Annotated in this window: 22 protein-coding genes and 1 other annotated feature; of the genes, 12 read left to right on the top strand and 10 right to left on the bottom strand. The window is 58.4% G+C overall.

Annotated elements, in window-relative coordinates:
• Positions 1-8 precede the first annotated feature (8 nt).
• The gene (locus tag C1N56_RS14480) at positions 9-887 is read left to right on the top strand and encodes a metal ABC transporter substrate-binding protein (RefSeq protein WP_394516803.1); all 879 of its coding nucleotides are present in this window, start codon (positions 9-11) and stop codon (positions 885-887) included.
• A gap of 44 nt (positions 888-931) precedes the next feature.
• On the opposite strand, the gene ykgO is transcribed toward C1N56_RS14480, so the two are convergent.
• From ykgO to C1N56_RS14460, 4 genes are all read right to left on the bottom strand, one after another.
• Positions 932-1072, bottom strand: a complete 141-nt coding sequence (gene ykgO / locus C1N56_RS14475) for a type B 50S ribosomal protein L36 (RefSeq protein ID WP_010616859.1) — start codon at positions 1070-1072, stop codon at positions 932-934.
• A gap of 15 nt (positions 1073-1087) precedes the next feature.
• Positions 1088-1345 carry a type B 50S ribosomal protein L31 gene (locus tag C1N56_RS14470; RefSeq protein ID WP_021507208.1) on the bottom strand — a complete coding sequence of 86 codons (258 nt, stop codon included), beginning with the start codon at positions 1343-1345 and terminating at the stop codon, positions 1088-1090.
• 159 nt (positions 1346-1504) lie between these two features.
• Positions 1505-4654, bottom strand: coding sequence for a multidrug efflux RND transporter permease subunit AcrB (locus C1N56_RS14465; protein WP_021507209.1), 3150 nt, complete (start codon positions 4652-4654; stop codon positions 1505-1507).
• A 17-nt stretch (positions 4655-4671) separates the two neighbouring features.
• Positions 4672-5862, bottom strand: coding sequence for an efflux RND transporter periplasmic adaptor subunit (locus tag C1N56_RS14460; protein ID WP_058757947.1), 1191 nt, complete (start codon positions 5860-5862; stop codon positions 4672-4674).
• A gap of 142 nt (positions 5863-6004) precedes the next feature.
• On the opposite strand from C1N56_RS14460, the gene acrR reads away from it, so the two are divergent.
• Entirely contained in the window at positions 6005-6643 is a 639-nt protein-coding gene (gene acrR, locus C1N56_RS14455) for a multidrug efflux transporter transcriptional repressor AcrR (RefSeq protein ID WP_031279658.1), read from the top strand.
• Here acrR and rsmS read toward each other — a convergent pair.
• The 3 genes from rsmS to priC are packed head-to-tail and all read right to left on the bottom strand — an operon-like array spanning position 6640 to position 7608.
• Complete coding sequence (gene rsmS, locus C1N56_RS14450) at positions 6640-6795, bottom strand: pleiotropic regulatory protein RsmS (RefSeq protein ID WP_150058475.1); 156 nt, start codon at positions 6793-6795, stop codon at positions 6640-6642. The two genes, acrR and rsmS, sit on opposite strands and share 4 nt — an antisense overlap.
• A gap of 8 nt (positions 6796-6803) precedes the next feature.
• Positions 6804-7049 (bottom strand): GlsB/YeaQ/YmgE family stress response membrane protein, encoded by a 246-nt coding sequence (locus tag C1N56_RS14445; protein WP_021507213.1) that lies wholly within the window; start codon positions 7047-7049, stop codon positions 6804-6806.
• Between the two features lie 49 nt (positions 7050-7098).
• On the bottom strand, positions 7099-7608 hold the full coding sequence (gene priC, locus C1N56_RS14440) for a primosomal replication protein PriC (RefSeq protein ID WP_058757945.1): 510 nt from the start codon (positions 7606-7608) through the stop codon (positions 7099-7101).
• 58 nt (positions 7609-7666) lie between these two features.
• On the opposite strand from priC, the gene C1N56_RS14435 reads away from it, so the two are divergent.
• The 6 genes from C1N56_RS14435 (at position 7667) to htpG (ending at position 13938) form a co-directional block, all read left to right on the top strand.
• Positions 7667-8050, top strand: a complete 384-nt coding sequence (locus C1N56_RS14435; RefSeq protein WP_058775241.1) for a DUF454 family protein — start codon at positions 7667-7669, stop codon at positions 8048-8050.
• Between the two features lie 150 nt (positions 8051-8200).
• On the top strand, positions 8201-8752 hold the full coding sequence (apt, locus tag C1N56_RS14430) for an adenine phosphoribosyltransferase (protein ID WP_031279659.1): 552 nt from the start codon (positions 8201-8203) through the stop codon (positions 8750-8752).
• Positions 8753-8999: 247 nt separating this feature from the next.
• Complete coding sequence (dnaX, locus tag C1N56_RS14425) at positions 9000-10979, top strand: DNA polymerase III subunit gamma/tau (RefSeq protein ID WP_394516802.1); 1980 nt, start codon at positions 9000-9002, stop codon at positions 10977-10979.
• Positions 10321-10382 (top strand) — a sequence feature (DnaX frameshifting element). Its footprint overlaps the gene before it by 62 nt.
• Positions 10980-11028: 49 nt before the next feature.
• Positions 11029-11358: a YbaB/EbfC family nucleoid-associated protein gene (locus C1N56_RS14420; RefSeq protein ID WP_010616869.1), complete on the top strand. Its 330-nt coding sequence runs from the start codon at positions 11029-11031 to the stop codon at positions 11356-11358.
• Complete coding sequence (gene recR / locus C1N56_RS14415; protein WP_394516801.1) at positions 11358-11963, top strand: recombination mediator RecR; 606 nt, start codon at positions 11358-11360, stop codon at positions 11961-11963. The genes C1N56_RS14420 and recR overlap by 1 nt, the downstream gene beginning before the upstream one ends.
• 106 nt (positions 11964-12069) lie before the next feature.
• Positions 12070-13938 carry a molecular chaperone HtpG gene (htpG, locus tag C1N56_RS14410; protein WP_185749251.1) on the top strand — a complete coding sequence of 623 codons (1869 nt, stop codon included), beginning with the start codon at positions 12070-12072 and terminating at the stop codon, positions 13936-13938.
• Positions 13939-14068: 130 nt separating this feature from the next.
• Here htpG and C1N56_RS14405 read toward each other — a convergent pair whose 3' ends face one another.
• Positions 14069-14938, bottom strand: coding sequence for a LysR substrate-binding domain-containing protein (locus C1N56_RS14405; RefSeq protein WP_021507220.1), 870 nt, complete (start codon positions 14936-14938; stop codon positions 14069-14071).
• A 189-nt stretch (positions 14939-15127) separates the two neighbouring features.
• Between C1N56_RS14405 and C1N56_RS14400 the strand changes: the two genes are divergently transcribed.
• The 4 genes from C1N56_RS14400 (at position 15128) to C1N56_RS14385 (ending at position 19186) form a co-directional block, all read left to right on the top strand.
• Positions 15128-15946, top strand: coding sequence for a DUF6024 family protein (locus tag C1N56_RS14400; protein WP_058781292.1), 819 nt, complete (start codon positions 15128-15130; stop codon positions 15944-15946).
• 160 nt (positions 15947-16106) lie between these two features.
• Positions 16107-16751, top strand: a complete 645-nt coding sequence (adk, locus tag C1N56_RS14395; RefSeq protein ID WP_021507222.1) for an adenylate kinase — start codon at positions 16107-16109, stop codon at positions 16749-16751.
• Positions 16752-16866: 115 nt separating this feature from the next.
• The gene (gene hemH / locus C1N56_RS14390) at positions 16867-17826 is read left to right on the top strand and encodes a ferrochelatase (RefSeq protein WP_058781226.1); all 960 of its coding nucleotides are present in this window, start codon (positions 16867-16869) and stop codon (positions 17824-17826) included.
• Positions 17827-17884: 58 nt separating this feature from the next.
• A complete protein-coding gene (locus tag C1N56_RS14385) occupies positions 17885-19186 on the top strand; it encodes an inosine/guanosine kinase (RefSeq protein ID WP_394516800.1) in 1302 nt (433 codons plus the stop codon).
• 98 nt (positions 19187-19284) lie between these two features.
• Here the strand turns inward: C1N56_RS14385 and ybaL are convergent, their stop codons facing one another.
• Positions 19285-20973: a YbaL family putative K(+) efflux transporter gene (ybaL, locus tag C1N56_RS14380; RefSeq protein WP_021508650.1), complete on the bottom strand. Its 1689-nt coding sequence runs from the start codon at positions 20971-20973 to the stop codon at positions 19285-19287.
• A gap of 219 nt (positions 20974-21192) precedes the next feature.
• Positions 21193-22392 carry an MFS transporter gene (locus C1N56_RS14375; protein ID WP_058769404.1) on the bottom strand — a complete coding sequence of 400 codons (1200 nt, stop codon included), beginning with the start codon at positions 22390-22392 and terminating at the stop codon, positions 21193-21195.
• Between the last annotated feature and the right edge of the window lie 35 nt (positions 22393-22427).

Here is a 22427-nt window from a genome sequence, read left to right as displayed (position 1 = left end):
GGATAGGTATGAAGAAGTTACCGTTGAGTCTGGCGATTGGCGCGATGCTGATTAGCCCGCTGACGCTGGCAAAAACCGTTGATGCCGTAGCCAGTTTTACCGTGCTGGCAGACATCGTTAAACAGGTCGGCGGCGATCACGTTAAGGTGAAATCGCTGGTGGGTCCGGATGGCGATCCGCACACCTTTGAGCCCACGCCGCAGGATAGCCAGGCGCTGGCGCAGGCCGATGTGGTGTTCGTCAGCGGACTGGGCATGGAAGGCTGGATGGACCGGCTGATTAGCGCGTCCGGCTACAAGGGCACGGTGGTGGTCGCCTCGAACGGCGTCAATACGCGCAAAATGGAGGAGGATGGCAAAACCATCACCGATCCACACGCGTGGAACAGCATGCACAACGGCGTGATCTACGCCACTAACGTGATGAACGCGCTGATCAAAGCCGATCCGGATGATGCTGCCGACATCCGTCACAGCGGTGAACGTTATATTCAGCAGTTGCAGAAGCTGGATAGTTGGGCCAAAAGTGAATTTTCCGGCGTGGCGCAAAGTAAACGCAAGGTGCTCACCAGCCATGATGCCTTTGGCTACTTCGGCCAGCGCTACGGCGTGACATTCCTCGCGCCGGTGGGCTTCTCAACCGAAGCGGAAGCCAGCGCCAGCGATGTCGTCGCTATCATCAAACAGCTCCGGGCCGAGCACATCACCACCTACTTTATGGAGAATCAGACCGATCCGCGTCTGGTGAAACAGATCGCCAGTGAAACCGGTGCGCAACCCGGTGGCGAGCTCTATCCGGAAGCGCTGTCAGCGGCCAGCGGGCCGGCGCCCACCTATGAGGCGGCGTTTAAGCACAACGTGGAAACTCTGCTGCACAGCATGAAGTAAAAAAAAGGCCGGGGAGCATCCCGGCCAATTATCACGACACTTTCCTAACGTTTTTTCTTTCTTCCCTGCACCGCCTTAAAGCGCGGGTTGGTTTTGCAAATCACATAAATACGACCTTTACGCCGCACGACTTTGCAATCTTTGTGACGGGTCTTGGCAGACCGCAATGAACTGACAACTTGCATGTGGCTGAACTCCGGTTATTTGCTGCGCGTCAGGAAGCTGCCAAAACGCTTGTTGAAGCGTGCGGCGCTGCCCTCTTTGGCAAACTCTTTCTGTTTACCGGTGTAGTAAACGTGCGACTTCGACGACACATCGAGCGTGACGTACGGCAGCTCTTCGCCCTCAAACTGGATGGTACGATCGGTCTGAATCGTTGAGCCGACTTTGAAGTATTCGTCGACGGTGGTGTCGTGGAACACCACAGGACGGTAGTGCGGATGAATGTTTGGTTTCATAATAGCGTTCTCGTGTAATGTTATAATATAACAATATTATGAACCTCGCGCCGCAGGATTGCAACCACGCTTCCGGTACGGATTTGTCATGGGACGAGCGGGCAGGGGAGTGCGCAATAAAAAAGGCCGCTTGCGCGGCCATTTAGCAGAGAGAAACTATCAGTGAGGGTGATCCACCGGATGGCCCTGTTCCAGCTCAGACTTGTTCTTGCTGAAACGGCGGCGCACCACTACGAAGAACACCGGCACGAAGAAGATCGCCAGCGCGGTGGCCGTCACCATCCCGCCCATCACGCCGGTACCGACGGCGTTCTGTGCGCCGGAGCCGGCACCGCTGCTGATCGCCAGCGGCAGTACGCCGAGGATGAACGCCAGCGACGTCATCAGAATCGGACGCAGACGCATACGTGAGGCTTCCAGCGTCGACTCGACCAGCCCTTTGCCTTCCTTCTCCATCAAATCCTTGGCGAATTCGACGATCAGGATGGCGTTCTTCGCCGAGAGACCAATAGTGGTCAACAGACCCACCACAAAGTACACGTCGTTACTCAGACCGCGCAGCGTGGTGAAGAGCAGGGCGCCAATCACACCCAGCGGCACCACCAGCATGACCGCGAACGGAATCGACCAGCTCTCATACAGCGCGGCCAGACACAGGAACACCACAATCAGCGAAATGGCGTACAGTGCAGGCGCCTGGTTGCCGGACAGGCGTTCCTGATAGGACATGCCGGTCCAGTCGTAGCCGATACCTGCAGGCAGCTTCGAGGCGAGGCTCTCCATCAGGTTCATGGCATCACCCGAGCTCTTGCCCGGTGCCGCCTGACCCAGGATCTCCATTGATGGCAGACCGTTGTAGCGCTCCAGACGCGGTGAACCATACTGCCACTTCGCCGAAGAGAAGGCAGAGAACGGCACCATGGTCCCGGCGCTGTTGCGCACGTACCATTTGCTGATGTCATCCGGCAGCATACGCGAGTCGGCCTGACCCATCACGTACACTTTCTTCACGCGACCACGGTCGATGAAGTCGTTGACATAAGAACCGCCCCAGGCCGCACCCAGCGTGGTGTTGATGTCGGACAGCGACACACCAAGCGCCTGCGCTTTTTCCTGATCGATAATCAGTTTGTACTGCGGCGTATCTTCCAGCCCGTTTGGACGCACGCCCACCAGCGTATCCGGATGCTGGGCAATCATGCCAAACAGCTGGTTACGCGCGGCGGTCAGCTTCTCATGGCCGAGGTTACCCTGATCGATCAGCTGGAAGTCGAAACCGGTGGCGTTACCCAGTTCGATAATGGCCGGCAGGTTGAACGGGAACACCATGGCATCTTTGATCTGACCCAGCGCCTGCATCGCACGTCCGGCAATCGCCGGCACTTTCAGGCTGGCATCACCACGCTCATCCCATGGCTTCAGGCTGACGAAGGCGATACCGGTGTTCTGTCCACGGCCGGCGAAGCCAAAGCCGTTAACGGTAAACACCGAATTCACGCTGTCTTTCTCTTTGGTCAGGAAGTAATCCGTAACCTGATCCAGCACCTTCTGCGTACGCTCCTGGGTCGCACCGGCAGGCAGCTGCGCCTGTGCCAGTAACAGCCCCTGATCCTCTTCCGGCAGGAACGAGGTAGGCAGTTTCAGGAACAGGTAAGCCATGCCGACCACAATCAACAGATAAATCAGCAGATAGCGGCCGGTACTGCGCACAATGTGGCCGACGCTGTCGACGTAATGGTTGGTGCTCTTATCAAACAGGCGGTTAAACCAGCCGAAGAAACCGGTGGTTTTGCCGTGTTCGCCTTTTTTGATGGGCTTCAGCATGGTGGCACACAGCGCTGGCGTCAGAATCAACGCCACCAGCACCGACAGTGCCATCGCCGAAACGATGGTGATCGAGAACTGACGATAAATCACCCCGGTTGAGCCGCCGAAGAACGCCATCGGGATAAATACCGCTGACAGCACCAGCGCGATGCCAACCAGCGCGCCCTGAATCTGTTCCATCGAGCGTTTGGTGGCTTCTTTCGGCGGTAATCCCTCTTCCGCCATGACGCGCTCAACGTTTTCCACCACCACGATGGCGTCATCCACCAGCAGGCCGATGGCGAGCACCATGCCGAACATCGTCAGGGTGTTTATCGAGTAGCCAAAGGCACTGATGATGGCAAAGGTGCCCAGCAGTACTACCGGCACGGCGATGGTAGGAATCAGCGTCGCGCGGAAGTTCTGCAGGAACAGATACATTACCAGGAACACCAGCACGATGGCTTCGAACAGCGTTTTCACCACTTCAAAAATGGAGATCTTAACGAATGGTGTGGTGTCGTACGGGTAAACGGTTTTCATGCCGGCCGGGAAGAACGGTTCCAGCTTGGCCAGTTCCGCTTTCACCGCGTCGGCGGTATCCAGCGCGTTGGCGCCGGTCGCCAGTTTGACACCGATACCGGACGCTGGTTTGCCGTTGTAGCGGGCAATGATCTCGTAGTTTTCACCGCCGAGTTCAATCTTCGCGACATCGCGCAGGCGCACCTGTGAGCCGTCCTGATTGACCTTCAGCATGATGTTACCGAACTCTTCGGTCGAGGTCAGACGCGTCTGGGCAATGATCGAGGCGTTAAGCTGCTGACCTGGCACCGGTGGGGTACCGCCCAGCTGACCGGCAGCCACCTGGGTGTTCTGGGTTTGCAGCGCGCTGATCACATCCACCGGCGTCAGCTGGTAGTTGTTAAGCTTGTGCGGATCTAGCCAGATACGCATCGCATACTGCGCACCAAACACCTGAGTATCACCGACGCCAGGCGTACGGCTGATCGGATCTTTGATGTTCGACGCTACGTAGTCTGAGATGTCGTTCTGCGTCATGCTGCCATCTTCGCTGACGAAACCGGCGACCATCAGGAAGCTGCTGGAGGATTTTTTCACCTGAATCCCCTGCTGCTGTACTTCCTGCGGCAGCAGTGGCATTGCCAGCTGCAGTTTGTTCTGCACCTGCACCTGAGCAATGTCGGCGTCAGTACCAGACTGGAAGGTCAGCGTCAGCGTCAGCGTACCAGAAGAGTCACTGCTCGAGGACATATACATCAGCCCGTCGATGCCGTTCATATTCTGTTCGATAACCTGCGTTACCGAATCCTGTAGCGTTTTCGCATCTGCACCCGGATAAGATGCCTGGATTTCAACTGCCGGCGGCGCAACGTTAGGATATTGCTCGATCGGCAGTTTGATAATCGATAGCGCACCCGCCAGCATAATAATGATGGCAAGCACCCAGGCAAAAATGGGGCGATCGATAAAGAACTTAGCCATGTATCAACGGCTCCTGTTTATGACGATGATTTAGCAGACTGAGATTCCGGTGCGGCTTTGGCATCATCTTTGACTTCCTGCGGCGTCACCTGAGCACCCGGTTTAGCACGCTGAATACCGACGGTAATCACGCGATCGCCCTCTTTCAGGCCATCGGTCACCAGCCATTTGTCGCCAAACGCCTGGTTCGCGGTAATCTTACGCACTTCGACTTTATTATCCGCGCCCACGACCATCGCGGTGGCTTCACCGGTTGGCGTGCGGGTTACGCCGGTCTGCGGTACCAGCAGCGCCGTCGGGTTAGTGCCCTCATCCAGACGTGCACGCACGAACATGCCCGGCAGCAAACGATGATCCGGATTCGGGAAAATCGCGCGCAGGGTAATCGAGCCAGTGGTTTCATCCACGGTAACATCAGAAAATTCCAGTGTGCCCGGCTGGCTGTATGCGCTACCGTTCTGCATAAGCAGGGTAACGTTAGCTTTGCCGTCGTTCTGCTTCAGCTGACCAGACTCCAGCTCGCCGCGCAGGCGCAGGAAATCATCGCTGGATTGGGTCACATCGACGTACATCGGGTCGAGTTGCTGCACGGTCGCCAGCGCGGTGGTCTGGCCGTTCGACACCAGTGCACCTTCCGTTACCGAGGATTTACCAATGCGACCGCTGATTGGCGAGGTCACTTTGGTGTACGCCAGGTTAATGCGGGCGGTTTCCACATTGGCCTGCGCCGCCTGTACGGCTGCGGCGGTCTGCGCGGCGGTGGCCGCGGCGTTATCGTAGTCCTGCTGGCTGATATATTTGGTACCCAGCAGCGGCTTGTAACGATTCACCGTCAGCTGGGCAACGCGCGCGTTGGCCTGAGCCTGGGCTAAATCGCCTTTTGCGCTGTCGTACGCGGCCTGATAGGTGGCGGGATCGATCTGGTACAGCGAATCGCCGGCTTTAACATCACTGCCTTCAACAAAATTACGCTTGAGAATGATACCTGACACCTGCGGACGCACTTCAGCCACGCGGAACGCCGAAGTACGGCCTGGCAGTTCGGTGGTGATTTTCAGGGGCTCGTTTTTTAACGTGACAACCCCCACTTCCGGGGGCTGCTGCTGGGCGGCTTGCTGGGATTTATTATCATCACATCCTGTTAACAAAAAGCTGCCTGTAAGCATCACGGCGGCCGCCAGAGGCGCTAATCCTCTGTTTTTATTCATAAATAAACCTCTAGTGTCCGATATCAAATGATCAATGGATCACAAACCGTTAAACCCATTGCTGCGTTAAAACACGGGTCGTGCTATGGTACATACATTCACAAATGTATGTAAACTTGCCAGTTTGTAAAAACAGTCCTCTATGGCACGAAAAACCAAAGCGCAAGCACTTGAAACGCGACATCAAATTCTGGATGCCGCTTTAGCTCACTTTTCTGAACACGGTGTGGCCGCCACCTCACTGGCGGATATCGCCGCGGCCGCTGGCGTCACGCGCGGCGCTATCTACTGGCATTTTAAAAATAAAGCCGATCTGTTACAGGAGATCTGGCTGCGCTGTGACGCCGGGCTCGACGATGTGGAACTTGAGTATCAGACAAAATACCCTGGCGATCCACTTTCTGTAATGCGTTCGATGCTGATCTATATCCTTGAAGCCACAGCAAAGGATCCACAAAGACGCGCATTAATGGAGATTATCTTCCATAAATGTGAGTTCGTTGGCGAAATGTCGACGTTAATGGCGATGCAGCAGGGGCTGCTGCAGGCGTGTTATGACCGCATCGAAGAGGTGCTGCGCAGCTGTATCGAGGCCGGGCAACTCCCGGCCAGCCTCAACACCCGTCAGGCGGCGCTGCTGATGCGCGGCTACATCAGCGGCATGATGGAGAGCTGGTTGTTCAATCCGCAAAGTTTTGATCTGGTGAGTGAAGCGCCGCAGGTGGTCGAGGCCTTTATAGATATGCTGCGCCTGAGCCCGACGCTCGCCGGCACGCGCTAAGCGCTGCGTTCGGCCGCCAGCTTCTGCTCGTAATCGCGCTGGACAATCGCCAGCGCAGCCAGCACCGTGGCCGTGGGTACCTGGTTTTCCTCCAGCAGCTGAATTAAATCGACCGCCAGCTTGATGTCGTCCGGCGCGGTATCCAGCGTCATAGTGTCTCCTAAATACGTAGTTTAGCGGCGACCAGCAGCATCAGCAGGGCACCGGCCAGCGCCACGGCAAAGCCCATCGGATGCAGCGTACCGAGGTCGCCCGTGGTGAAATACGTGGCGATGTAGCCGCCAATCAGCGCGCCGATCACCGCCAGCACCAGTGTCGGCACCAGTCCGCCGGGACGGCCGGGAAACACCCTCCGCTTCAGCCAGCCGGCAGCCAGGCCAATAATAATCCAGATGATAAGGGTCATGCTTCTCCTCCCGTCAGCGCTGTTTCCAGTATAGAGGAAAGCGAACGGCTTACGGCTGCGCCGCGATCTCCAGTTTATGCAGCGCGGCGCGGCAGCGCGCCAGCCGCTCCTGCAGAATCTCCACCTCGCGCATCAGCTGCTGCTGCACGCTCAGCGTTTCAGCTTGCGCCAGGTGCTGTTCGCGCTGCTGCAGCATGGCCAGCAATCGCGTTTCGTAGCCGCGGTACTCATCACGCTTCGGCTGCAGCGGATCGCGACGCGGCCGTTCACGCACCACGCGCAGTTGCTGGCTACTGCACTCGCGCTGCAGCGCGGCAATCTGGTCCAGCACCTTCTGCGCCAGCCACTGGCGGCGCGACGCATCACTGTCGGACGCCGCGAGCTGCGCCGCATTGTGCTGCAGCTCTTGCAGATAGTCAGCCAGCCGCGTGCCTTTACAGCGAAACAGCTGCGCGTCAAAGCGCGGCTGACGGCAGCTACCGTCCGGCTGCTGCGCAATCTGCTGGCGCAGCGTGTCAATCATAGCGTGCAGACGCTGTTGGGCGGGCAGTTGAGGCATCACTTCGATTCCGTCTGTGTTAACGTAGCGCTGTTGTGACATTTTTCAGGCATCTGGCATGCAGCGCATTTTACTGTTAAGCCTTGGCTGGCTGGCGATTGTGCTGGGCACGCTGGGCATTGTATTACCTTTACTACCGACCACGCCATTCGTGTTGCTGGCCGCCTGGTGTTTTGCCCGCTCGTCGCCACGCTTTCACCACTGGCTGCTGTGGCGCTCGCCGTTTGGCCGCTATCTGCGCCACTGGCAGCAGCATCGCGCCATGCCGCCCGGTGCCAAAAGCCGTGCCATGTTGCTGATTGTCATCACCTTTGCGGTTTCAATCTGGCTGGTGAAGCTGCTGTGGCTGCGCATCCTGCTCGGTGTGATGCTGGCGCTGCTGCTGCTCATGCTGTGGCGCATCCCGGTTGTAGCAGAAAGTGCGAACCCGCACGAACCGTAGCATCAGGGTTGCATTTAGCCGGCTGTTTGCTTAGATTTGGGCATCTTCGTGCGTGGCTTCCCTTTGAGAAACGACTTCGCTTAACCCGGTTTCCGGGTATTGGCGCTGTGGAAGCTGCGCGTTTTAGATATTTTTCCAGGCGTAACCTTTATGACCGCAACTGCGCAGCAGCTTGAACTGATCAAAAACAGCATCAAAAGCATCCCTGACTATCCGAAGCCGGGCATCCTGTTCCGTGACGTCACCAGTCTGATGGAAGATCCGCAGGCGTATGCCGCAGCGATCGCCATTCTGGTAGAGCGTTATCGTAATAAAGGCATCACCAAAGTGGTGGGCACTGAAGCGCGTGGCTTCCTGTTCGGGGCGCCGGTTGCGCTGGGTCTGGGCGTGGGATTTGTGCCGGTGCGCAAGCCGGGCAAACTGCCGCGTGAAACTTTCAGCGAAAGCTATGAACTGGAGTACGGTTCAGACGCGCTGGAACTGCACAAAGACGCCATCAAACCCGGCGATGTGGTGCTGGTGGTGGACGATCTGCTGGCTACCGGCGGCACCCTTGAAGCCACGGTGAAACTGATTCGTCGTGCGGGCGGTGAAGTTAAAGATGCCGCGTTTGTGATCAACCTGTTTGATTTAAGCGGCGAAGCGCGCCTGAACGCGCTGGGTATCGACTGCTACAGCCTGGTCAACTTCCCCGGCCACTAAGGCCATCGCGCCGCCAGCCTTGATGCCCGGCGGCGCCTCTCTTCGCACTCCCTGACAGGCGTATTCCGCCCTGAAGCGCAGCGCGCAACGTATCACGGGTATAGGCATATCCGGCTGTGGCTGTTACACTCCTGTCAAAATAAACAGGGTTTGCGTCACCGCATTTTTCCCCTAAGTCCCACGGCAGAATCGGCGCAACTGAGCGTGCTGCTGTGCCAGGTTAAACAACTCCAGTGATTGAATCCACATGAGCTATCAGGTACTTGCGCGAAAATGGCGTCCCCAGGCTTTCGCCGACGTAGTCGGTCAGGAACATGTGCTGACGGCGCTGGCCAACGGGTTGTCACTGGGACGCATCCATCATGCCTATCTGTTTTCCGGCACGCGCGGCGTGGGGAAAACCTCGATTGCGCGTCTGCTGGCCAAAGGCCTCAACTGCGAAACCGGTATTACGGCCACGCCCTGCGGACAGTGCGATAATTGTCGCGAGATTGAACAGGGGCGCTTTGTCGATCTGATTGAAATCGATGCTGCCTCGCGCACCAAAGTGGAAGACACGCGCGACCTGCTGGATAACGTGCAGTATGCACCCGCGCGCGGGCGCTTTAAGGTCTATCTGATCGATGAAGTGCACATGCTGTCGCGCCACAGCTTTAATGCGCTGCTGAAAACGCTGGAAGAGCCGCCGTCGCATGTGAAATTCCTGCTGGCGACCACCGATCCGCAGAAGCTGCCGGTAACCATTCTGTCGCGCTGCCTGCAGTTCCACCTGAAAGCCCTCGACGTCGAACAGATTCAGCAGCAGCTGGCGCACGTGCTGCAGCAGGAGCAGATTGACGCCGAGCCGCGCGCGCTGCATCTGCTGGCGCGCGCCGCCGACGGCAGTATGCGCGATGCGCTCAGCCTCACCGATCAGGCGATTGCCATGGGGCAGGGCAGCGTCACGCGCGACAGCGTGGCGCAAATGCTGGGCACGCTGGATGATGAACAGCCGCTGGCGCTGATTGAAGCGCTGGTGGAAGGCAACGGCGAACAGGTGATGGCGCTGCTGAATCAGGCCGCATCGCGCGGCGTGGAGTGGGAGGCGCTGCTGGTGGAGATGCTGCGTCTGCTGCACCGTATCGCGATGGTCCAGCTGCTGCCCAGCTCGCTTGGCGAAGATGATGCCAGCCAGGCGCAGCGCCTGCGCGAACTGGCGCGCGTGCTGCCGCCTGCTGACGTTCAGCTCTATTATCAGACGCTGCTGATGGGGCGCAAAGATTTGCCGCTGGCGCCGGATCGTCGGCTGGGCGTGGAAATGACGCTGCTGCGTGCACTGGCGTTTCATCCGCAGGCCACCATTGCTGAACCGGTGGCGCGCCCGTCGCTGACGCCGCAGGCCGCACCGGCCGTTGCCGCGCCAGCGCCTCAGACCAAAGCCGCACCCGCTGTGGCCGCGCAGCCGCAGATGGCACCGCCGATGGATGAGTCGCCGCCGCCGGCCGATGATTATCCCGATATGGCACCGGCCCCGGATAACTTGCCCGACGCCACCAGTCAGCTGTTACAGGCGCGGACGCAACTGCTGCGTCAGGGAGCCGGCAAAGCAAAAAAGAGTGAGCCGGCAGCGCGTTCCGCGCGGCCGGCAAACCCGGCGCTGGAACGTCTGGCAAGCGTCACCGAGCGCGTGCAACAGCGCGCGTCTGAACCGGCGGTAAAAGCGCCGGCGAAACCGGAAGCGTATCGCTGGAAAGCCCAGCAGCAGGAGGAGATCAAGCCGGAGCCGGTGGCGACGCCAAAAGCCTTGCGTTCTGCGCTGGAGCATGAGAAAACGCCAGAGCTGGCGCTCAAACTGGCGGAAGAGGCGCTGCAGCGCGACGCCTGGGCGGCGGAGATCGCCACGCTGACGCTGCCGAAGCTGGTCCAGCAGGTCGCGCTGAACGCGTGGAAAGAGGTGAATGAGCAGGGCGTGACGCTGCATTTGCGCAGCAGCCAGCGTCATCTCAACTCTGCCCCGGCGCGCCAGGCAATTCAGGACGCGCTGAGCCAGGCGGCCGGCCAGACGGTTGTACTGACCATCGTGGAAGACGATAATCCGGCGGTATTGACGCCGCTGGAGTGGCGTCAGGCCATTTATGAAGAGAAACTGGCGCAGGCGCGTCAGTCGATCGAAAGCGATACCCACATTCAGACGCTGCGTCGCTTCTTTGATGCGGACCTGGATGAAGAGAGTATCCGACCCGTATGATCACGCTGTCGCGCAGCGTTGCGCGCAGCCCCAGCAGAGAGAGAAAACTATGTTTGGTAAAGGCGGATTGGGCAACCTGATGAAACAGGCCCAGCAGATGCAGGATAAAATGGCCAAAGTTCAGGAAGAGATCGCCGCACTGGAAGTCACCGGCGAATCAGGGGCTGGCCTGGTCAAAGTGACCATCAACGGTGCGCACAACTGCCGCCGCGTGGAAGTCGATCCCAGCCTGCTGGAAGATGACAAAGAGATGCTGGAAGATCTGATCGCTGCGGCGTTCAACGATGCGGCGCGCCGTATTGATGAAACGCAGAAAGAGAAGATGGCGTCCGTCTCTGCCGGTATGCAGCTGCCGCCTGGCTTCAAGATGCCGTTCTGATGCAAACCAGTCCACTGCTTGAAGCTTTGATGGAGTCGCTGCGCTGTTTGCCGGGCGTTGGCCCGAAATCGGCGCAGCGCATGGCGTTTCATCTGTTGCAGCGCGATCGCAGCGGTGGCATGCGTCTGGCGCAGGCGCTGACCCGCGCCATGGCAGAGATCGGCCACTGTTCCGACTGCCGCACCTTCACCGAGCAGGAGATCTGCACCATCTGCGCCAATCCCCGCCGTCAGCAAAACGGCCAGATTTGCGTGGTGGAGAGCCCGGCGGATATCCACGCCATCGAGCAGACCGGCCAGTTTGGCGGTCGCTATTTTGTGCTGATGGGCCATCTGTCGCCGCTGGACGGCATCGGCCCGCATGACATTGGACTGGATCGGCTGGAGCAGCGCCTTGAACGTGAGACGCTGCAGGAGGTGATCCTCGCCACCAACCCCACGGTGGAAGGCGAAGCCACGGCTAACTATATCGCCGAGCTGTGCGGCCAGTATGGCGTTGACGCCAGCCGCATTGCGCACGGGGTTCCGGTCGGTGGTGAACTGGAAATGGTCGACGGCACAACGCTGTCGCACTCGCTTGCCGGACGGCACAAGATTAAATTCTGACCACTTGCCGGTATCCTGCTGCGATACCGGCTTGAAATTCTTCCCACCATCCCCATTTCACTCTCAACAATTGATCAACCCCGATTCTGTTGAGGTAGCAATGACCATGAAAGGACAAGAGACGCGTGGCTTCCAGTCAGAGGTAAAACAACTTCTGCACCTGATGATCCATTCCCTCTATTCAAACAAAGAGATTTTCCTGCGTGAACTGATCTCCAACGCCTCCGATGCGGCTGACAAGCTGCGCTTCCGCGCACTGTCGACGCCGGATCTGTACGAAGGCGATGGCGACCTGCGCGTGCGTATCTCGGTCGACAAGGAAAAACGCACGCTGACGCTGAGCGATAACGGCATCGGTATGCGCCGTGATGAGGTGATTGAAAACCTCGGCACCATCGCGAAATCCGGTACCAAAGCGTTTCTGGAATCGATGGGTTCCGATCAGGCAAAAGACAGCCAGCTGATCGGCCAGTTCGGCGTCGGTTTCTACTCGGCGTTTATCGTGGCTGACAAAGTGACGGTACGCACCCGTGCTGCGGGCGCCAAAGCTGACGAAGGCGTGTTCTGGGAATCCGCCGGTGAAGGCGAATATACGCTGGCGGAGATTGAGAAAGCCGATCGCGGCACCGAAATTACGCTGCACTTCCGTGAAGGCGAAGATGACTTCCTCGACGCGTGGCGCGTGCGCAACGTGATCAGCAAATATTCCGATCACATCGCGTTGCCGGTGGAGATCGAGACCAAAGACGAAGAGAACGATACCGTCACCTGGGAGAAGATCAACAAAGCCCAGGCGCTGTGGACGCGCAACAAAGGCGAAATCAGCGACGAAGAGTACAACGAGTTCTACAAACACATCGCCCATGATTTCAGCGATCCGGCCATCTGGAGCCACAACCGCGTCGAAGGTAAGCAGGAGTACACCAGTCTGCTGTACATCCCGTCGCGTGCGCCGTTCGACATGTGGAACCGCGACAGCAAGCACGGTCTGAAGCTGTACGTGCAGCGCGTCTTCATCATGGATGACGCGGAACAGTTCATGCCGAACTACCTGCGCTTTGTGCGTGGCCTGATAGATTCCAGCGATCTGCCGCTCAACGTCTCCCGTGAGATCCTGCAGGACAGCCGCGTCACGCAGAGCCTGCGCGCCGCGCTGACCAAACGCAGCCTGCAGATGCTGGAAAAACTGGCTAAAGACGACGCAGAGAAATATCAGCAGTTCTGGAAAGAGTTCGGTCTGGTGCTGAAAGAGGGCCCGGCGGAAGATCATGCCAACCAGGAGGCGATTGCTAAACTGCTGCGTTTCGCCACCACCCAGAGCGAAGGCGCGGCGCAGACCGTTTCACTGGAAGATTACGTTAGCCGCATGGTTGAAGGGCAGGAGAAGATTTACTACATCACTGCCGACAGCTATGCCGCCGCGAAAAGCAGCCCGCATCTGGAGCTGTTCCGTAAGAAAGGCATCGAGGTCCTGCTGCTGTCCGATCGTATCGACGAGTGGATGATGAGCTACCTGACGGAATTCGATGGCAAAGCGTTCCAGTCGGTGAGCAAAGCGGATGAGTCGCTGAGCAAGCTGGCGGACGAAGAGACGGAAGCGCAGAAGGAAGCGGAAAAAGCGCTGGAGCCGTTCGTCGATCGCGTGAAAACCCTGCTGGGCGAGCGCGTCAAAGAGGTGCGTCTGACCCATCGCCTCACCGACACGCCGGCGATTGTCACCACCGACGCCAACGAAATGACCACGCAGATGGCGAAGCTGTTCGCCGCAGCCGGTCAGGATGTGCCGGAAGTGAAGTACATCTTTGAGATCAACCCGGAGCATACACTGGTGAAACGCGTGGCTGATACGCAGGATGAAGCGCGCTTTGCGGAGTGGGTTGAACTGCTGCTGGATCAGGCGCTGCTGGCTGAGCGCGGCACGCTGGACGATCCTAACCAGTTTATCCGCCGCATGAATCAGTTGCTGACGGCGTAACGCGGTGCGGTAATCGGAACGGTCGGCATGAATGCCGACCCTACAGGTTACCTGGCACCGATTCGACAACTGTCCACTCTCTGTAGGGTCGTCATTAATGACGACCTTTTTTTATTTATGCCGCCCTTGCTTACTTCAGCGCTTCATCCCGCAGCCAATCCCGGAACAACGTAATCTCCGCATCGTGCTGGCGTGACCGCTTGGTCATCATCCAGGTGGCGCGGTCGGCGCGCACAAATCCCAGCGGCGCAATCAGCGTGCCGTCGTTCAGCTCCTGACGCACCAGCAGGCGCGGCGCCACAATCACGCCCAGCCCGTTTCTCGCGGCCTGAATCGCCAGCGTCAGATTATCGAAATGTTTGCCCAGCCAAAAATTACCGCGCACGCCGCTGATCTTCGCCCATTCGGCCCAGGCCTGCAGGCGGGTATCGGCGTGCAAAAGCGGCAGCGACGCCAGATCCTGCTCGCTGTGAAAACGCGCCGCGTACTGTGGGGCGCACAGCGGGCCAACGTAATCATCGCTGATGAGCGAGGCATCTATGTCGTCGTCCGGCGCCTGTTCATAACTGAGGATCAGCACATCGGTGTGTTCGCTGCGCAGCTGAGCAATATCGCCCTGCGGCTGAAATTGCACTTCAATATCGGGATAGCGCTGGTAAAAGCTGCTGATGCGCGGAATCAGCCACTGGGATAAAAAACTCGGGGTACAGGCGACGCTCAGATGATTGCGCATCCCGGTGCGAATACTTACGCAGGTGGTAGAGAGTTCGCTAAAGGCTTTCTGGCAGCTCACCAGCAGGCGTTCGCCGTGAGAGGTTAAGCGCACGCGCCCGTTGGTGCGGATGAACAGGGGTTTGCCCATCCAGCTCTCCAGCTGGCGAATCTGATGGCTGATGGCGCTGTGGGTGACATGGAGACATTCGGCCGCGACGCTAAAGCTGCAATGCAGCGCCGCCTGATGAAAATAGTGCAGTGCACGTAACGACGGAAGCGCGGTCATACTCATCCCCTGTGTAAAAACCTAACAGGGATTGTCAGTTTATATCATTTTAATGTCCAGCCGCATTAACCTAACCTTTCCTGCTTAATCTGGCGGGTTGACGGACCGGCTTCGCTGTGTAAAGCAGCGGCGATGTCCGCTGCCAGCGCCAGTTTCACACAGCACAATAATACAGAGAAATGTCACGTGATGACTTCACAACAGGCTACTGCCAGGGCGGCGGCGCGCGATCGGCTGCGCGGCTTGCTGTCCCGTCACTATCGGCTGGAAAATTACGATCTGTTTTTTGCCCCTTCACTGCACATCGCGCGCGTGCTGCTCTCGCAACTGTTTCTGCGCCAGGAGCAGGCGCGCAATCAGACGCGCTACGCCGCGCAATATCCGGTCAGCGAACTCAGCGTGCTGCCAGCCCTGCCGATGATGGCGGGCAATATCGCGCTGGTCGATCACGTCGATATGCAGCAGGGCCGGGTGCGCAATCTCAGTGCCTGCCAGAGCCAGGGCGTGACGCACGCGTCCGGCTCCTTCGCCAGCGTGTTGCATAAACGACTCATCAGCGAGGCGCGACTGTTTGTCACCCAGCTGAATCAGCATGCGATGCTGAGCGACGATCTGGTGCTGATTGCGCTGCGTACCCATGATTTTAGTACGCTGGTGCGCAGCGAACTGCGGCTGTTCGAACAGGGGCTGGCGCTTGGTGACGCGCCGGAACGCGCGCTGGAGTGCATGGCGCAGGACGACTGGCAACCCTTCAACGTTGCCAGTGTTGACAGCCTGACGCTGGATACGCCGTTCACGCTGCAGTCGATTCACCAGCCCGGCCTGCCGTTTGCGCTGCTGCCCTTGCCGCCCGGCAGTGCGCTGCCCGCGTTGCCCGCGGATATGCAGCTGCTGCCCGCGCCGCATCGCCTGTTTTTGCCGGTCAGCGTACGCGGCAACGGCAATAAGCCGCAGAACGTCACCGCTGCGCTAAAAAAACGGCTGCGCGAGGTGCTCAGAGACAGCTGAAATTCTTAAAAACGTGCGTGCTACTGGCGCACAGCGCTAAAGCAGGTCAAAGTAGGCCTTTCAGCGCCCGGGGGCCCGTTGCCTTGTGGTGTGCGGGTCATAATGGTATGTTCTTGGCCTTCTCAGATTGATCAATGCGATTCGCAAGGGGAATTACGCAATGCGTATTATTCTGCTCGGGGCACCGGGCGCAGGTAAGGGCACTCAGGCTCAATTCATCATGGAGAAATACGGTATTCCGCAGATCTCCACGGGCGACATGTTGCGTGCGGCTGTCAAAGCCGGCACCGAATTGGGCCAGCAGGCGAAAGCCATCATGGATGCCGGTAAACTGGTAACGGACGAGCTGGTGATTGCGCTGGTTAAAGAGCGTATCGCGCAGGAAGACTGCAAAAACGGCTTCCTGCTCGATGGTTTCCCACGCACCATCCCGCAGGCTGACGCCATGAAAGAGGCGGGCATCAAGGTGGATTACGTGCTCGAGTTCGCCGTACCGGACGAACTGATTGTCGATCGCATTGTCGGCCGCCGCGTGCATGCGCCGTCAGGCCGCGTTTACCACATCAAATACAATCCGCCAAAAGTGGAAGGTAAAGATGACGTGACCGGCGAAGAGCTGACCACGCGTAAAGATGACCAGGAAGAGACCGTGCGTAAGCGTCTGGTGGAATACCATCAGCTAACCGCGCCGCTGATTGCTTACTACAGCAAAGAAGCCGAAGCCGGTAACACCGAATACCACAAAATCGACGGCACCCGCCAGGTGACCGAAGTGAGTGCACAGCTGGCTGATATCCTCGGCTAAGTGGTGACCAGGGCCGGTTGTCCGGCCCTTTTGCAGCAATTGCTTTCCCCCTCCGCTTTTTCCGCTACAATTTCCCCCGATTCAGAACCATTGTCTGCGACATCAAGGAAATACAATGAGGCAAGATAAGCCTGGGGTTTTACTGGTTAACTTAGGTACACCAGACGCACCGACCACCGCGGCGGTGAAACGCTATCTGAAACAGTTCCTCGGCGATCCGCGCGTGGTGGATACGCCGCGCTGGCTGTGGTGGCCGATTCTCAATTTCATCATTCTGCCGTTCCGCTCGCCGCGCGTCTCGAAGCTGTACGCATCGGTGTGGATGGACGAAGGTTCCCCGCTGATGGTGTTCAGCAAGCGGCAGCGTGCCGCGCTGGCGCTGCGGCTGGATATGCCGGTAGAGCTGGGCATGAGTTACGGCCAGCCGAGCCTCAACGGTGCGGTGGAGCGTCTGCTGGCGCAGGGCGTCACCAAATTCATCGTGCTGCCGCTCTATCCGCAGTTCTCCTGCTCCACGGTGGCGGCAGTGTGGGATGGCCTGGCGGCCAGCTTTAAACCGCTGCGTTCCCTGCCGGAAGTGGCGTTTATTCGCGATTACGCCGAACATCCGGCCTATATCGCCGCGCTGAAGGCCTCGGTAGAGCGCTCGTTTGCCCAACACGGCGAGCCGGATCTGCTGGTGCTCTCTTACCATGGCATTCCGCAGCGCTTCGCCAATGAAGGCGACGATTATCCGCTGCGCTGTAAAGACACCACCGATGCCCTGGCCGCCGCGCTCGGCATTGCGCCGCATAAAATCATGATGACCTTCCAGTCGCGCTTTGGCCGCGAGCCCTGGCTGATGCCGTACACGGATGAGACCATGAAAAGCCTGCCGGCCAAAGGGATTAAACATGTGCAGGTGATGAGTCCGGGCTTTGCGGCGGACTGCCTCGAGACGCTGGAGGAGATCAGCGGCGAAAACTGCGAAATCTTCCTGCACGCTGGCGGCGAGAAATTCGAATACATTCCGGCGCTTAATGCGGATGATGAGCACATCGAGATGATGGTGCAGCTGGTACAAGCGCGCCGCTAAGGGTGCGGCAGAGAATGTGATATCATTCTCTGCCTGATTTTCCCTGACGGCAGCTTTCATGAAATTTCCCGGCAAACGCAAATCCAAACACTATTTTCCCGTCAACGCGCGCGATCCGCTGCTGCAGGCTTCCCAGCAGGAGCAGGAAGAGGGCAGCTGGGTGGTGGGTATCGACCAGACGCTGGTAGATATCGAAGCCAAAGTCGATGACGACTTCCTGCAGCGCTATGGCCTGAGCGCCGGTCATTCGCTGGTCATCGACGATGCGACCGCCGAAGCGCTGTATAACGAGCTGATGCGCGAGCAGCTGATCAGCCACCAGTTTGCCGGCGGTACCATCGGTAATACGCTGCACAACTACTCGGTGCTGGCTGATGACCGTTCGGTGCTGCTCGGCGTGATGTGTAACAACATCCAGATTGGCGGTTACGCCTATCGCTACCTGTGCAATACCTCCAGCCGCATGGACCTTAACTTCCTGCAGGGCGTCGATGGCGCCATTGGCCGCTGCTTTACCCTGATCGGCGAGCAGGGCGAGCGCACCTTTGCTATCAGCCCTGGCCTGATGAACCAGCTGCAGGCCGCCAGTATTCCGGAAGAGGTGATTGCCGGTGCGTCGGCACTGGTGCTGACATCCTACCTGGTGCGCTGTCAGCCGGGCGAACCGATGCCGGAAGCGACGCTGCGGGCCATCGAGTTCGCCAAAAAGCACAATGTACCGGTGGTGCTGACGCTCGGTACCAAATATGTGATTCAGGATAACCCGCAGTTCTGGCGCGATTTCCTGCGCGAACACGTCTCGATTGTGGCGATGAATGAAGAGGAAGCGTTCGCGCTGACCGGCGAAGCGGATCCGCTGCTGGCCTCCAACATGGCGCTGGACTGGGTCGATCTGGTGCTGTGCACCGCCGGACCGACCGGGCTGTATATGGCCGGGTTCACCGAAGAGGCGTTTAAGCGCAAAACCAATCATCCGCTGTTGCCGGGGGCGATTGCCGAGTTCAATCAGTTTGAGTTCAGCCGCGCCATGCGCTATCAGGATTGCCAGCAGCCGCTGCGGATCTTCTCGCACATTGCGCCTTACATGGGCGGTCCGGAGAAGATCATGAACACCAACGGTGCCGGTGATGGAGCCCTGGCGGCGCTGCTGCACGATATTACCGCCAACAATTTCCACCGTCAGAAAGTGCCAAACTCCAGCAAACACGCCCGCGAATACCTGACCTACTCGTCGCTGGCGCAGGTGTGTAAATATGCCAACCGCGTCAGTTATCAGGTGCTGAACCAGCACTCACCGCGTCTGACGCGCGGGCTGCCGGAGCGGGAAGACAGTTTAGAAGAGTCTTACTGGGACAGGTAATAACGAACCCGTAGCGGCGCAATTTATTGCGCATTCTTCAGCCGTGATATGGCTTTAGTATGCGCAATAAATTGCGCCGCTACGGTGTAATAACGTCTTTAAATCGGGCACTCGCGCACAATCGGGTTTTGCGCGATCTCTTCCTGCAATACATGCAACATACTGTTGGCAATCTCCCGCTCGCCCATCACCACGCGATTGGCGCCACGCTCCATGATATAGGCCACTTCGTCGTCATAATGCGCCCGGGCGATAATCTCAATATCTGCCCGCTTTTCGCGCGCGGCGGTAACAATTTCCCCGGCTTCATAGCCGTTGGGGATGGTCAGCAGCAGCCAGCGCGCGCAGTCAAGACGCGCTAAATCCATGGTATCGACTCGCGCCGCGTTACCCAGCACGGCTTTGATGCCCTGTTCGCGCAGCGCTTCGACGCGCGGGCGCGAATTCTCCACCACCACCAGCGGCACATCAGCTTCCATCAACTGCTGTCCCAGCAGGCTGCCGACGCGGCCATAACCCACAATCACCGCATGATTGCAGATATCCACCGGAATCTGCTTCTCTTCTTCAATTGCCTCTTCCAGCGTCTGCTCTTCCATGGTCTCGGTTTTGTCGAGATAACGCTCCAGCACGGTAAACAGAATCGGGTTAAGCATGATGGAGAGAATCGCCGCCGCCAGCACCAGGTTGCGGCCTTCGTCGCTCAGCATGCCGAGCGAAATTCCCAGTCCGGCGAGGATAAAAGCGAATTCGCCAATCTGCGCCAGGCTGACGGAGATGGTCAGCGCGGTGCGCCGCGAGTGGCCGAGCAGCGTGACCAGCAGCCAGGCGGCAATCGATTTACCCAGCACGATAATGGCCAGCGCACCCAGCACCGCCAGCGGCTGCTCCAGCAGGATCATCGGGTCGAACAGCATGCCGACCGAGACAAAAAACAGCACGGCAAACGCATCGCGCAGCGGCAGCGTGTCGTGTGCTGCCCGGTGGCTGAGCTCTGATTCATTCAGCACCATGCCGGCAAAAAAGGCGCCGAGGGCAAAGGAGACGTCAAAGAATTCCACCGCACCAAACGCGATACCCAGCGCCAGCGCCAGTACCGACAGCGTAAACAGCTCGCGTGAACCGGTGGCGGCGCTTTTGGCCAGAATCCACGGCACCACGCGGCGGCCGACCACCATCATCAGCACCATAAAGGCAGCGACTTTGCCGATGGTCAGTAACAGGTCCCACGCCAGCAGCGTCGGGCTGGCATTTCCCTGCTCCAGCATGCCGGCAATGGCTGGCAACAGCACCAGCGTCAGCACCATCACCAGGTCTTCGACGATCAGCCAGCCGATGGCGATTTGCCCGCGCTGGCTATCAATCAGTTGACGCTCTTCCAGCGCGCGCAGCAGCACCACGGTACTGGCGGTAGAGAGACACAGGCCAAACACCAGGCCGGTCATCCATGACCAGCCCATCGCCCATGACAGACCCATTCCCAGCAGCGTGGCGACCGCGATCTGCGCGATGGCACCGGGAATGGCGATCGACTTTACCGACATCAAATCCTTAAGCGAGAAGTGCAGACCGACGCCAAACATCAGCAGAATAACGCCGAGTTCAGCCAGTTCGGGGGCCAGATTGGTATCCGCGACGAAGCCCGGGGTAAAAGGACCCGCCAGCACGCCGGCCAGCAGATAGCCGACCAGCGGCGAGATGCGCAGGCGATTCGCCAGCATACCAAGGAGAAATGCGAGGACCAGACCTCCGACAATGGTGGTGATCAACGGGGTAGTGTGATGCATGCCTGTCTCCTTGTGTGCAAATGTATCCGCTTGTAACAACCTAGTGTAATGCACAATCGTTCGCCGCGTTTAAACATTTGAGCGGTGAAAGACGAAAAAATTGAAAAAATGAGACAAAAACGCAGCCGAAGCGCTATTTTCCTCAGTTATCTCAGCATATCGGCAGGATTTATGCAGAATGGAGGGGGGCAGAGAAAAATAGTTGCCCCCCGAAAGGGCTCAGCGCTGCTGCTGATCAGGTAAGAAAGCGGTCAACAGGCCAATAAGTGGCAGCCAGGCGCAGATTTGATACACCCATTCAATACTGGTGTGGTCGGCTACTACGCCCAGGACCGCCGCGCCGAGGCCGCCCATGCCAAAAGCAAAACCGAAAAACAGCCCGGAAACCATACCGATACGCCCGGGCAGCAGCTCCTGGGCATAGACCAGAATGGCGGAAAACGCCGAGGCCAGGATCAGACCAATAATTACGCTCAGCACGCTGGTCCACATCAGGCTGGCGTGCGGTAACAGTAGGGTAAACGGCGCCACGCCGAGAATCGATCCCCAGATGACATATTTCCGCCCGATTTTATCGCCTATCGGCCCACCGATAATGGTGCCAGCGGCGACCGCGCCGAGAAAGGCAAACAGATGGAACTGCGAGGCCTGCACGGACAGCCCGAATTTGTGCATCAGATAGAAGGTGTAATAGCTGCTCAGGCTGGTGAGATAAAAGTACTTGGAGAATATCAGCAGCAGCAGAATGCCGATGGCCAGCGCCACTTTATTGCGCGGCAGGGGGTTACGCGGCCTGCTGGCAGCGCTGGCCTGCGTGGCGCGCTGCTGGTGGCTGTACCAGCGGCTCACCTGCAGCAGCACAATGATGCCGAGCAGCGCGGCCAGCATGAACCAGCTGAGATGGCCTTTGCCATAGGGCGCGACGATGATGGCGGCCAGCAGCGGCCCGAGTGCGCTGCCAAAGTTACCACCGACCTGAAACAGCGACTGAGCCAGCCCGTGGCGGCCGCCGGATGCCATGCGCGCTACGCGCGACGATTCCGGATGGAACACCGAGGAGCCGCAGCCAACCAGCGCCGCGGCCAGCAGCACCTGCGGATAAGTGCTGGCAAAGGTCAGCAGCACCAGACCGAACAGGGTAAACCCCATCCCGACCGGCAGTGACCAGGGTTTCGGATATTTGTCGGTGTAATAGCCAATCAGCGGTTGTAATAATGAGGCCGTAACCTGATACGTCAGCGTAATCAAACCAATTTGCACAAAGCTGAGGCTGAAATCTTTTTGCAGCAGCGGATAGATCGCCAGTAACAGCGATTGCAGCATATCGTTCAGCAGATGCGCGAGACTGATGGCACCAAGAATGCCAAAAGCGGTACGCCCGGTGCGCCGCGTCGGGGTTAACGTCTGTTCACTTGCCATAAAGATCCTGAAGGGGTGGGAATTTCGTTATCAGA

The sequence above is a fragment of the Pantoea sp. SGAir0175 genome (genome assembly GCF_043547855.1).
Note: the sequence above shows the minus strand (reverse complement) of the source record. Positions and strands in the feature narration are given on the sequence as shown.

What these genes read in the sequence shown, in the direction of transcription:
- C1N56_RS14480 (WP_394516803.1), top strand. Translation starts at nt 9, where the DNA reads ATGAAGAAGTTACCGTTGAGTCTGGCGATTGGCGCGATGCTGATTAGC.
- ykgO (WP_010616859.1), bottom strand. Translation starts at nt 1,072, where the DNA reads ATGCAAGTTGTCAGTTCATTGCGGTCTGCCAAGACCCGTCACAAAGAT.
- C1N56_RS14470 (WP_021507208.1), bottom strand. Translation starts at nt 1,345, where the DNA reads ATGAAACCAAACATTCATCCGCACTACCGTCCTGTGGTGTTCCACGAC.
- C1N56_RS14465 (WP_021507209.1), bottom strand. Translation starts at nt 4,654, where the DNA reads ATGGCTAAGTTCTTTATCGATCGCCCCATTTTTGCCTGGGTGCTTGCC.
- C1N56_RS14460 (WP_058757947.1), bottom strand. Translation starts at nt 5,862, where the DNA reads ATGAATAAAAACAGAGGATTAGCGCCTCTGGCGGCCGCCGTGATGCTT.
- acrR (WP_031279658.1), top strand. Translation starts at nt 6,005, where the DNA reads ATGGCACGAAAAACCAAAGCGCAAGCACTTGAAACGCGACATCAAATT.
- rsmS (WP_150058475.1), bottom strand. Translation starts at nt 6,795, where the DNA reads ATGACGCTGGATACCGCGCCGGACGACATCAAGCTGGCGGTCGATTTA.
- C1N56_RS14445 (WP_021507213.1), bottom strand. Translation starts at nt 7,049, where the DNA reads ATGACCCTTATCATCTGGATTATTATTGGCCTGGCTGCCGGCTGGCTG.
- priC (WP_058757945.1), bottom strand. Translation starts at nt 7,608, where the DNA reads ATGCCTCAACTGCCCGCCCAACAGCGTCTGCACGCTATGATTGACACG.
- C1N56_RS14435 (WP_058775241.1), top strand. Translation starts at nt 7,667, where the DNA reads ATGCAGCGCATTTTACTGTTAAGCCTTGGCTGGCTGGCGATTGTGCTG.
- apt (WP_031279659.1), top strand. Translation starts at nt 8,201, where the DNA reads ATGACCGCAACTGCGCAGCAGCTTGAACTGATCAAAAACAGCATCAAA.
- dnaX (WP_394516802.1), top strand. Translation starts at nt 9,000, where the DNA reads ATGAGCTATCAGGTACTTGCGCGAAAATGGCGTCCCCAGGCTTTCGCC.
- C1N56_RS14420 (WP_010616869.1), top strand. Translation starts at nt 11,029, where the DNA reads ATGTTTGGTAAAGGCGGATTGGGCAACCTGATGAAACAGGCCCAGCAG.
- recR (WP_394516801.1), top strand. Translation starts at nt 11,358, where the DNA reads ATGCAAACCAGTCCACTGCTTGAAGCTTTGATGGAGTCGCTGCGCTGT.
- htpG (WP_185749251.1), top strand. Translation starts at nt 12,070, where the DNA reads ATGAAAGGACAAGAGACGCGTGGCTTCCAGTCAGAGGTAAAACAACTT.
- C1N56_RS14405 (WP_021507220.1), bottom strand. Translation starts at nt 14,938, where the DNA reads ATGACCGCGCTTCCGTCGTTACGTGCACTGCACTATTTTCATCAGGCG.
- C1N56_RS14400 (WP_058781292.1), top strand. Translation starts at nt 15,128, where the DNA reads ATGACTTCACAACAGGCTACTGCCAGGGCGGCGGCGCGCGATCGGCTG.
- adk (WP_021507222.1), top strand. Translation starts at nt 16,107, where the DNA reads ATGCGTATTATTCTGCTCGGGGCACCGGGCGCAGGTAAGGGCACTCAG.
- hemH (WP_058781226.1), top strand. Translation starts at nt 16,867, where the DNA reads ATGAGGCAAGATAAGCCTGGGGTTTTACTGGTTAACTTAGGTACACCA.
- C1N56_RS14385 (WP_394516800.1), top strand. Translation starts at nt 17,885, where the DNA reads ATGAAATTTCCCGGCAAACGCAAATCCAAACACTATTTTCCCGTCAAC.
- ybaL (WP_021508650.1), bottom strand. Translation starts at nt 20,973, where the DNA reads ATGCATCACACTACCCCGTTGATCACCACCATTGTCGGAGGTCTGGTC.
- C1N56_RS14375 (WP_058769404.1), bottom strand. Translation starts at nt 22,392, where the DNA reads ATGGCAAGTGAACAGACGTTAACCCCGACGCGGCGCACCGGGCGTACC.